General features: G+C 37.8%; 10 protein-coding genes. All 10 read left to right on the forward strand.

Annotation, left to right across the window (positions count from 1 at the left end):
* On the forward strand, positions 1–156 hold a 156-nt coding region (locus AC6F75_RS14195), incomplete at its 5' end, for a phosphoribosylformylglycinamidine synthase subunit PurQ (protein WP_500715753.1).
* A gap of 162 nt (positions 157–318) precedes the next feature.
* Complete coding sequence (locus AC6F75_RS14200) at positions 319–1467, forward strand: T9SS type A sorting domain-containing protein (protein WP_500715744.1); 1149 nt, start codon at positions 319–321, stop codon at positions 1465–1467.
* A 269-nt stretch (positions 1468–1736) separates the two neighbouring features.
* A complete protein-coding gene (locus tag AC6F75_RS14205; protein ID WP_500715745.1) occupies positions 1737–2939 on the forward strand; it encodes a histidine kinase in 1203 nt (400 codons plus the stop codon).
* A 2-nt stretch (positions 2940–2941) separates the two neighbouring features.
* Positions 2942–4768: a histidine kinase gene (locus AC6F75_RS14210; RefSeq protein ID WP_500715746.1), complete on the forward strand. Its 1827-nt coding sequence runs from the start codon at positions 2942–2944 to the stop codon at positions 4766–4768.
* Between the two features lie 4 nt (positions 4769–4772).
* The gene (locus AC6F75_RS14215; protein ID WP_500715747.1) at positions 4773–5522 is read left to right on the forward strand and encodes a response regulator; all 750 of its coding nucleotides are present in this window, start codon (positions 4773–4775) and stop codon (positions 5520–5522) included.
* 35 nt (positions 5523–5557) lie between these two features.
* Positions 5558–6349: a hypothetical protein gene (locus AC6F75_RS14220; protein WP_500715748.1), complete on the forward strand. Its 792-nt coding sequence runs from the start codon at positions 5558–5560 to the stop codon at positions 6347–6349.
* A gap of 57 nt (positions 6350–6406) precedes the next feature.
* Positions 6407–8179 carry an AMP-binding protein gene (locus tag AC6F75_RS14225; protein ID WP_500715749.1) on the forward strand — a complete coding sequence of 591 codons (1773 nt, stop codon included), beginning with the start codon at positions 6407–6409 and terminating at the stop codon, positions 8177–8179.
* Between the two features lie 148 nt (positions 8180–8327).
* Complete coding sequence (locus AC6F75_RS14230) at positions 8328–8726, forward strand: hypothetical protein (RefSeq protein ID WP_500715750.1); 399 nt, start codon at positions 8328–8330, stop codon at positions 8724–8726.
* 184 nt (positions 8727–8910) lie between these two features.
* The gene (locus AC6F75_RS14235) at positions 8911–9372 is read left to right on the forward strand and encodes a MarR family transcriptional regulator (RefSeq protein ID WP_500715751.1); all 462 of its coding nucleotides are present in this window, start codon (positions 8911–8913) and stop codon (positions 9370–9372) included.
* Positions 9365–11217, forward strand: a 1853-nt coding sequence (locus AC6F75_RS14240; RefSeq protein WP_500715752.1) for a 3-hydroxyacyl-CoA dehydrogenase NAD-binding domain-containing protein, incomplete at its 3' end; no start/stop codon positions are given. The genes AC6F75_RS14235 and AC6F75_RS14240, both read left to right, overlap by 8 nt.

Below are 11217 nucleotides of genomic sequence, written 5' to 3' on the forward strand. Positions count from 1 at the left end.
ACCGATGACACAGGACGTCACTTGGTAATGATGCCACATTTAGAGCGTTCTACCTTCCCATGGAATTGGGGTTATTATCCAAAGGACAGAAACGACGAGGTTTCCCCTTGGCTGGAAGCGTTTCTGAATGCGAGGGAGTGGTTGGAGAAAAAGTAAACTCAAAAAACATATATTTTTAAAAGCTGTTTGAATTAATTCTCAAACGGCTTTCTTGTTTTTACCAACCGTCAATTATAATTAGCCAACTATCAATTTACCCAATTAAGAGCCATACAAGGATTGTAGATTTGCCCCATAATCATTTAAAATCAAACAATTATGAAAACATTATCTACTTTCCTTATACTATTTATTTTTGGTATAAGTATGACTATGGGCAGTGCTAAACTAATGGCACAACCTGTAAATGACCTTATTGAAAACGCCATTGATTTAGGATATGGACCCATTCCTTACAATGAATCTAATGTTGATTTTCCTAATGCGACAAACACTAATGACGGTACACCGGCAGGAACGGGGTGCCAGGTATCACAATCCGGTGTATGGTATAAGTTTACAGCCACAAAAGTTGGAACCGTTGCAGCAGGAATTCTTAACCCTGTCGGGGCGACAGTTATCTTTTTTGAGGGTCCTGCTACAGGTGTTACTTCTGGAATGCAACTTACTCATGTGAATCAGGGCAACAACCCTTGCGCTGCAGGACCTTTAGCAAATATTCAAACAACAATAGGAACCACTTACTATATATATATGAGAAATACAGTGGTATCTGATGTTGGAATCGATACATCAACCACGTTTAAAGCCCCTGACAACGATTTGATAGAAAATGCCATAAATATGAATAATGAGGTTATGCCTTATGTAGAAGAAAATATTCATTTTTTAATGGCTACAAGCACAAATGACGGGGGCCAGTTAAACTGTACTAGCGGAAACATTCCGGGAATTTGGTATAAAATAACACCACAACAAAATGGTCAAATAGGTGCACAAATGAGTAGTCCGGCCCCGGATACTGCCCTTATTATTTATGAGTCTCAAAACCCTAATGCAACAACAGGTATTCAGTTAACATGGGTAGATCAACCCTTAAATCCCTGTGGTGTTGGCAATTTTGCAATTGTTGATGCAGAAGTCGGCAAAACCTATTATTTTTTCGCAGCAACTGCAAATGCTTATGCAGATTTAAACATTGACACCAGCCTGGTATTAAGCACAACCGATAATAACCTCATCAATTTCAATTTTTACCCCAACCCAGTTATTGATCAATTGAATTTTAGCGCAAAATCGTCAATAGACACCATTAAAGTCTATAACCTTATGGGTCAGGAGGTTCTAAATCAAAACATAAACAATACTTCGGGCTCTTTAGATATGAGACATTTGAAAAAAGGTATGTACCTGGCTGAAGTAACATCCGACGGTGCAACAACAACTGCTAAAATCCTGAAAAAATAAACGCTATGGAATATTTTGCCTTGCTTTTATTGATTGGCTTTGATGCAATTGCAGCAAACAACCAAAAAAAAAGTTGACCGGCTTGAAAAAGAGGTCAGTAAACTTAAAAGCAAACTACATTCCATTGGGCTTTAAAACAAAATAGTTGTTACTTTATTTTTAGTTTGTTGACAAAATGCTGTTTTGTATCTGATACAAGGCAGCATTTTTAAATCCTATAAAAAAAATAACTACTTTTAATTTCCCCATCTGTAAAAAGAAATCAACTTATGGATTTGAAAACCAAAAATAACAACAGGTTTGATACAGATCAATTTGAAGAAATACTGATTTACTTCATCACTTCCATTCACAATAAAAATACTGAAGAAGCCATATTATGGGATTTGGCAAAAAACTGTATCTCCAAATTGGGTTTTATAGATTGTGTGATTTATTTGGTTGATAATCAAAAGCAGGTTTTGAAACAAAAAGCAGCATACGGTCCCAAAAACCCAAAGGATTATGAAATATATAAACCCGTTACTATAACTTTGGGGGAAGGAATTAGCGGTACTGTTGCACTCACTGGAAAAGCAGAAATCATTGCAGACACTTCAACAGACCCAAGATACATCCTTGATGATGAAATGCGGTTGTCAGAAATTTGTGTCCCCATCATGGCAAATGATGAAGTGCTTGGCGTAATAGACTGTGAGCATCCTAAAAAAAACTATTACACAAATCAACACCTTCGCATTCTCAAAACAATTGCAACTATTTGCGGAATCAAACTCAATGAAATTAGAACAGGAGAAAAAGTAAAGACAGAACAGGAAAAATTATTAAAAATACAAACTGAAATGGTTGATTTAAAACTGAAAGCATTTCAGTCGCAAATGAATCCACATTTTGTTTTTAATACTCTTAATGCGATTCAGTATTTTATCACTTCAGATGAAAAAGTTAAGGCCCTGAGTTACTTATCGGTTTTTAGCAAACTCATCAGGTATTATCTCAAAAACTTTGAAAAAGAAACCATTTTTATTAGCGATGAAATCGCCATGCTTTCCTGGTATTTAACTTTACAAAAACTTCGGTATGACAAGCGGTTTGAGTACACCCTTAAAACAGTATCCAATACTACAAAAGCTGATGCACGCATTCCGAGTTTTATACTTCAAACTTTACTTGAAAATATTATTGAATTTTCGGTTTTCAGCAATACAGACCATGCAGATATAAAAATTAATTTTACGATTTGCGAAAAGACCGTTCAGGTTGATGTTGATTTCAACTTTAAAAACTCACAAAACGGAAAAACAAATTATCTTCCCGAATATAGAAAAGAAATTTCTAAATGGCAGGACCAGATAAGAATGCTAAATTTAACCAAGAATTACAACATTAAAAAGAAAGTTGCTCTGAAATCAAAAGTAAACAAGGAATATGCCGGCGGACAAGTAACATTGTGCCTCCCTAACCTGAACTAACAATGAGAATAACCCCGACATATTTAATATGTATATTCTTCCTTTTTTACGGAAATACTTCGTGGACACAACATACCGAAGAATTTCAGGTACCTTATAAACTCATAAAATCAAGCCAGGACTCTCTGGATATAGATTACATTATTAATAACGCAGAATTTTTGTTTTCCGGACCAAAAAAGAAATTAAAAAGCACTCCCGGTGATAGCTTTTGGGTTCAGTTGGATTTTTCTGGACACCAAGATGTTTTAAACCAAAAAGAACAATGGCATGTTAATATTGGATACCTCAACCGGGCAAAAGTATATTATAGCGACCAAAACACAATCCGTTCAGCCATTTTGGGAAGTTTTGAAACCGGTAATCAATTTACCGGTGAATTTCCTTTCACTCCAGATCAACTTATTGATTCAAAATACCTGTATTTAAACGTTGAAAAGCTGAATGTGAAATACAACATCAGCAATCACAAGTTTTTATGTTACAGTGAAACCGCACAGTATTACAAACAAAATTATATTTCCGTTTTTCAATATAACAGTAAGGCATTAACACATTTATTTCTGGGGGTTTCGCTTATTATTGTAATCATTGCCCTGACTATTTATTTCATCAACAGAAAAAAAGACTACCTGCTGTATGTGCTCTATGTAGCCTGTATGTCTGTATATTTTGGAAGGTTTGTTTTTGAATCATATACAAATACTTTCGGCGGCTTTTCTTTTACCACCTTTTTCCTGAACAATTTTTTTGAAATACTTTCAAATATATTTTACATCCTCTTTGTGAAATACTATCTGAACACCCGTGAATTTTATCCAAAACTCAATACAGCCATTTCGTTTGCCGTGCTTTTTTTAACTGTTTTATTGTTTATTGACAGCGTAGTACTATTAATGCATGATTTTAGTTTGCACGCTGTTTTATTGGATATAAGGGCCATAATAATCACCGCATTTGTAGTTTTGAGTATAGTTTACCTTTTGTTTCATCTAAATAACAAGCTTACTTATTTTATCGTCTTTGGCTCATTTTTTTATTCAGCAGGATCAGTAATGGTTTTTTTGACAGGTTATGGCAGCTATTTAAAAACCGGGGCCCTTTTAGAGATTATTATTTTCGGACTTGGTTTGGGTTATAAAATAAAGCTGGAATATCAGGAAAAATTAAGGGTTCAGGAAGAATCCACCAACAATTACATCAAAGCCCTGAGGGCACAAATGAACCCGCATTTTATTTTCAATTCGCTCAGTTCCATTCAGCATTTGGTTCTAAAAAGCGATACCCCTTCGGCTTTGAAATATTTATCTAAATTCAGCCAGTTGATGCGTTCTACTTTGGAAAGTTCCATTGAAAAAAATGTTACTTTGGCCGAAGAAATCAAATTACTGGAGACCTACCTCGATTTGGAATCCCTGAGATTTGACGATAGTTTTAGCTATGAAATCAATGTGGAAAAACACCTCAACACCCACCTTCTTGAAGTGCCGTTACTCATCATCCAGCCATTTGTAGAAAATGCCATTTTACATGGTTTGCTTCACAAAAAAGAGGAGGAAAAAAGGCTGGTCATTTCATTTTCAGAAGATGAAAATCACATACTGGCTACTGTTGAAGATAACGGAATTGGCCGAAAAGCGAGTAAAGCTTTGTATCAACAAAGTGCCAAATCCGGTAAAATTTCACGTGGCGTGGAACTTACCGAAAAACGCATCGAAATTTTAAAATACCAACCGGATAAGACAGGTGCTTATGTTATTGAAGACCTTACAGATGTTTCGGGGAATCCGGCAGGAACAAAAGTAACTATTAAGATACCAAAAAATTAAACATATGAACCTAAGAGCAATCATAGTCGAAGACGAAAAGCACAGCCGCGAGACCCTCAAAAATCTTTTGGAAAAATTTTGCGAAGGCGTCGAGGTCGTAGCTTTGGCGTCATCTGTAAAGGAAGCACTGGATGTGATTCCGCAAGAGAACCCCGATGTAGTATTTTTGGATATAGAACTTCAGTCAGGCACCGGTTTTGACATCCTCACCCAATTACCCGAAATCAATTTTGAAGTCATCTTCACCACTGCTTTTGACCAATATGCCATCAAGGCTGTAAAATTCAGTTCGTTGGATTACCTGTTGAAACCTATCGATCTCGAAGAACTACAACAGGCTGTTGAAAAAGCAAAAAAAGCAAAAAACAAGGTTGAATACAATCAGCAGTTAAAAACATTACTGCAAAACATCAGTCAGCCCAAACTTTCCAAAATTTGCCTGGCAACTTCAGAAGGATTTGAATTCATCAATACCTCAGAAATTCTATACTGTGAAGCCGGTGGATCATACACTACTTTTGTGCTTAAATCAGGCAAAAAGCTTTTAGTGAGCAAGCATTTAAAAGAATATGAAACCATGTTGCTGGACAATCAATTTATGCGCGTGCACAACAGCTACCTGATCAATCTCAAAGAAGTTAAAAAATATGTCAAATCAGACGGTGGGTATATCGTTATGAACAACGATGACATCGTGAGTATTTCCAGAAACAAAAAAGACGAATTTTTGAATGCAATGCAATTGGTGGTATAAGCACAAAAAAATGTAGTTTTACAAAAAAAGGTTAAATGAGACTTGTAGCCATATTTCTTTTTTGTTTATCTGGAATTGCACAGGAACTACCTGTGGTTTATGTGGATGAAAATTTCAAGCCCATTTCTGAAGTTGAGTTTCAATTTAAACTGAAAGCAGACTATTTTTCTGAGGCAAAAATTCCGGGGGATAGCATAGTGTATAAAAAGCTATTTTTTAATCAGTATTTTGGAACTTTAGATCAAACAAAAAAATCAGAAATTCAAAAACTTTTTTACAGCAGGTTAAATCTTGACACAACAAAAATTTGGGTCATTCACTACGTGGACACCCTGCCTGATATTGCAACTTTATCTAAAAGAACTTATATCGAATACCTGCCAAAATATCAAACTGAAGAAAGTTTTGAAGCCGTGAGAAAAATGAAGGGAAAGCGCTTTACAGATACGAAAAGCATTGAAGCAGCTTTAGGGCTTGTTACTCATAAACATCACCGCTCATTTAAATCCTCTCAACGTAACATTAGAAGAGAACTTAGAGCTTACAGAAAACACAAAAACGCCTTATTGCTTCATTTTTTCAATATTAATCAAGGATACCCTACAAACGACCGTGGTGTGGTTTGGCTTAAAGACCCCTATGAAGTGATTAGAAAAACTTTTAAAGATGGAACTTACAACTACAAGTACATCATCCTGCATCCAAATGGGGATTTTTTTGTATCCTATACCCAAATGCCTTTTGAAAAGGAGAGCAAATACCTCAATGAAACCTATTTCATTGAACAAAAGGATTCATTTTTAAGAAGCGCAACATCTAAAAATTAAATTTATAATTAACTCCACATTTTTTCTTATTTTGCATTGCATAAATATGAAAAAACTATGAACACTGTTAAACGCCTGTTTGAATTCCCCTATTACCAGCTTTCAAAAAACAATCTGCCTGATTGTTTAGTCACTAAATATGGTGATGAATGGGTAAAAACCTCCACACAGGAATATATTAATAATGCCAACGCCATCTCCAGAGGCCTAATTCGATTGGGCGTCAACAAAAACGACAAAATAGCACTTATTTCCACCAACAACCGCACTGAATGGAGCATTATGGACATTGGAGTTTTACAAACCGGTGCGCAAACCATTCCCATTTATCCCACCATAAGTGCTGAAGATTATGAATACATACTCAATCACTCCGAATCAATGTACTGCTTTGTGTCTGACCGGGATGTTTATGACAAGCTAATGTCCATAAAAAACAATGTGCCCACTCTTAAAGAAGTCTTTACTTTTGATTTGATTTCAAATGCTAAAAGCTGGAAAGAAGTTTTGGACTTGGGCAAAGACAATTCCAACCAAAACGAAGTGGAAGCCAGAAAAAATAATGTTGAGGAAACTGATCTGGCTACCATTATTTACACCTCCGGGACAACAGGTAAGCCCAAAGGTGTGATGCTTTCACACAAAAATATAGTTTCAAATGTTATAGACAGTGCACCGCGCATTCCGGTGAAAGAAGGTGATGCACGTGCCTTGAGCTTTTTGCCCGTCTGCCATATTTTTGAAAGAATGATTTTATATATCTATCAATACCATTCGGTCTCGATTTATTATGCTGAGTCCATTGAAAAAATAAGCGACAACCTTAAAGAGGTGCATCCCAATGTAATGTCTGTTGTGCCGAGATTACTCGAAAAGGTATATGATAAAATCTATGCAAAAGGGGCCGAACTTACCGGAATTAAGAAAGCCCTTTTCTTTTGGGCAATCGATTTAGGTTTAAAATATGAACCTTACAAAGCCAATAGCTGGTGGTATGAAACCCAACTAAAACTCGCCCGTAAACTTATTTTCAGCAAATGGAAAGAAGCTTTGGGCGGCAATCTTGAAGTCATGGTCTCAGGAAGCGCAGCATTACAACCCAGATTGACCAGGGTTTTCGCAGCAGCAGGAATACCCGTGATGGAAGGTTATGGGTTAACAGAAACTTCGCCTGTAATCTCAGTAAATGACCAACGTAATGGACTCTTTAGAATTGGAACAGTGGGCAAGACCATCCCCAATGTGGAAGTCAAAATTGCCGAAGATGGCGAAATTCTCTGTAAAGGTCCCAATGTGATGATGGGCTACTACAAAGACACCGAAAAAACCGCCGAAGTCTTTAGCGGCGACTATTTCCACACCGGAGATATAGGTGAAATAGATAAAGACGGCTTCATTAAAATTACCGACCGCAAAAAAGAAATGTTCAAAACCAGTGGAGGTAAATACATCGCTCCACAATTATTGGAAAACGCTATGAAACAATCCTTGTTTATTGAGCAAATCATGGTCATTGGTGATGGTGAGAAAATGCCGGCAGCTTTTATACAGCCCAGTTTTGATTTTGTAAAAGAATGGGCAAAACGTAAAAACATCAACATTGGCAGGTCGCTTGAAGACTTATGCAATAATGAGCATGTCATTGCACGAATTAAAGAAGAAGTGGACCATTACAACGAGCGCTTTGGCCAATGGGAAAAAATCAAACGCTTTGAACTCACCCCGGAAGTGTGGAATGTTGAAGCGGGTCATCTCACTCCCACCATGAAATTAAAACGACGGGTAGTAAAAGAACATTACAAAGATTTGTATGAAAAAATCTACAACTAAATGTAAGTAAATCTTACCTTTTTAATCCTTTTGAATGACCTAAAGTCATTGGTATTGCTTTTAATTGTGTTAGTTTTTTGAGTAAAATTAAATTTTATTCATAACTTTTTAATACATTTATTATCAACTAACAAAAAAACCTTTACCAATGAAAACAAAAAACTTTTTAGTTTCCGGCTTTGTCGGCAGTATTGTTTACTTCCTGTTGGGTTGGCTATTTTATGCTTACCTTTTTAAAGACTTTTTCCCCCCAAACCCCAACGAAGGAACTGAATACCTCATTATGATTTACTTGGGTTGTTTATCATATGCTCTTTTTATAGCATATATTTACACCAAATGGGCACAAATCTCAACTATGGGCGGTGGAGCAAAAGCCGGAGCTTTAATCGGTCTCTATATGGGATTGATTTGGAATTTCTTTTATATGGCTATGTCAGTTGATTATCCCTGGAAATCATTTGGAGCTGATGTAGTTATTATGATTATCAGTACAGCCATAACCGGAGCTGTTATCGCCATGGTCAACGGCAAAATGGGAGACTAAATAACCTATAATATTTAATTTCTAAACTCCTCCATCGTGAGGAGTTTTTTTTGTACAAAATTTAATATAATTTTACTATGCGCGCATAGTATTTTTTAGTATATTTACAATTCTGAATTATTCTTAATAAACAAGAGCATAAAATTTAGTTCAAATAAGTTCCCCGAACTCACAAGGCATAAATATGAAAGAAATCACAATAGATTATGCATTACGCACCACCTGGCAAGCCGTTACACGTATGTATAATGAAGAAGCTGCCAAGTTTGACAGCACCATGGCAACTGGTTTTGCCCTGCTGAGTATAGACCCGGAAGAAGGCATCCCTTCCACCTCACTGGGCCCCCGTATGGGCATGGAAGCCACCAGTCTGTCACGCACCTTGAAATCAATGGAAGACCGCGACCTGATCATTCGAAAACCTAACCCTGAAGACGGACGCGGTGTACTGATTTACTTAACCGAATTTGGCAAAGAAAAAAGGGAGTATTCAAAAGACCGGGTACTCAAGTTCAATGAAGCCATCAAAAACGAAGTTTCAGAAGAAAAACTGAAACACTTCTTTGAAGTCACTGAAGCCATCAACGAAATGATTTCCAATAAAAAAATATATACAAACGATTTAGTTTTTAAAAATTATGAGTAAACGTAGAATCAACAAAGTAGCTGTTATCGGCTCCGGAATTATGGGAAGCGGTATTGCACTGCACTTTGCCAATATTGGCGTGGAAGTGCTCTTGCTGGACATCGTTCCGCGGGAACTGAATGACACCGAAAAGAAAAAAGGGCTCACCCTTGAAAACAAAGCAGTGCGCAACCGAATTGTGAATGAATCACTGCAAAACGCAATCAAATCAAGACCCTCTCCGGTTTATCACAGTAAATTTACAAGTCGTATCACTACCGGAAATCTTGAAGACGATATCGCTAAAGTGAAAGATGCCGATTGGATCATCGAAGTGGTCATTGAGCGACTTGACATCAAAAAACAGGTGTTTGACAATCTTGAAAAACATCGCACACCGGGCACACTCATCACTTCAAACACGTCGGGTATTCCCATCAAGTTTATGAATGAAGGACGAAGCGAGGATTTCAGAAAACACTTCTGCGGAACACACTTTTTTAACCCACCGCGCTATCTGAAACTCTTTGAAATCATTCCCGGGCCGGATACTTCTCAGGAAGTGTTGGACTTCTTAAATGAATACGGCGAAAAGTTCCTGGGTAAAACCTCGGTACTTGCCAAAGACACCCCCGCATTTATCGGAAACCGCATCGGCATTTTTGGAATCCAGAGCTTATTCCATCAAGTGAAGGAAATGGGACTCACCGTTACGGAAGTCGATAAACTCACGGGACCGGTTATTGGTCGTCCAAAATCGGCAACCTTCCGAACTGTGGACGTTGTTGGATTGGATACTCTTGTTCACGTGGCAAACGGCATTTATGAAAATTGCAAAGAAGACGAAGCTCACGACCTGTTCAAACTACCCGATTTTATAGAAAAGATGGTAGAAAACAAATGGCTGGGAAGCAAAACCGGACAAGGATTCTACAAAAAAATAAAGAACGACGACGGCAGTAGCGAAATCAAAGAGTTAAACCTCAACACGCTGGAATACCAGTCAACCAAAAAAGCAAACTTCGCCACCCTTGAAAAAACCAAAACCATCGACAAGCCCTTTGACCGCTTTCCGATATTGGTGGACGGCGATGACAAAGCAGGCGAATTCTACCGCAAGAACTTTGCCGGCATGTTTGCTTATGTTTCTAATCGCATTCCTGAAATATCAGACGAGCTCTACAAAATAGACGACGCCATGAAAGCCGGTTTTGGCTGGGAAAACGGTCCGTTTGAAATCTGGGACGCCATTGGCGTAGAAAAAGGACTCGAACTCATCAAAGCCGAAGGCCTTCAGCCAGCAGACTGGGTAAATGATATGCTGACTTCAGGCAACAAATCATTTTACACTGTCAAAGATGGAGCTACCTATTATTATGACATCCCTTCGAAAAAACAAACCAAAGTTCCGGGTCAGGACGCCTTTATCATCCTGAACAACATCCGCGAAAGCAAAAACGTGTGGAGCAACAAAGAAGCAAACATCCAGGATTTGGGCGATGGCATCATCAACCTGGAGTTCAACTCAAAAATGAATACAATTGGTGAAGGCGTTCTCGTCGGTATCAACAAAGCCATCGACCTGGCTGAGAAAGAATACAACGGACTTGTGATTGGCAATCAGGCAGCCAATTTCTCTGTGGGTGCCAACATCGGAATGATCTTTATGATGGCCGCAGAGCAGGAATATGATGAGCTCAATATGGCCATCAAATACTTCCAGGACACCATCATGCGGGTGCGCTACTCCTCTATTCCGGTGATTGTAGCTCCCCACGGAATGGCATTGGGTGGTGCCTGTGAAATGAGCATGCACGCAGACAAAGTAGTTGCTGCTGCCGAAACTTACATCGGTCTTGTTGAATT

It is taken from the genome of Planktosalinus sp. (assembly GCF_059864935.1).

Coding starts and splice junctions, on each gene's coding strand:
- AC6F75_RS14200 (WP_500715744.1), top strand. CDS start 319: ATGAAAACATTATCTACTTTCCTTATACTATTTATTTTTGGTATAAGT.
- AC6F75_RS14205 (WP_500715745.1), top strand. CDS start 1,737: ATGGATTTGAAAACCAAAAATAACAACAGGTTTGATACAGATCAATTT.
- AC6F75_RS14210 (WP_500715746.1), top strand. CDS start 2,942: ATGAGAATAACCCCGACATATTTAATATGTATATTCTTCCTTTTTTAC.
- AC6F75_RS14215 (WP_500715747.1), top strand. CDS start 4,773: ATGAACCTAAGAGCAATCATAGTCGAAGACGAAAAGCACAGCCGCGAG.
- AC6F75_RS14220 (WP_500715748.1), top strand. CDS start 5,558: ATGAGACTTGTAGCCATATTTCTTTTTTGTTTATCTGGAATTGCACAG.
- AC6F75_RS14225 (WP_500715749.1), top strand. CDS start 6,407: ATGAACACTGTTAAACGCCTGTTTGAATTCCCCTATTACCAGCTTTCA.
- AC6F75_RS14230 (WP_500715750.1), top strand. CDS start 8,328: ATGAAAACAAAAAACTTTTTAGTTTCCGGCTTTGTCGGCAGTATTGTT.
- AC6F75_RS14235 (WP_500715751.1), top strand. CDS start 8,911: ATGAAAGAAATCACAATAGATTATGCATTACGCACCACCTGGCAAGCC.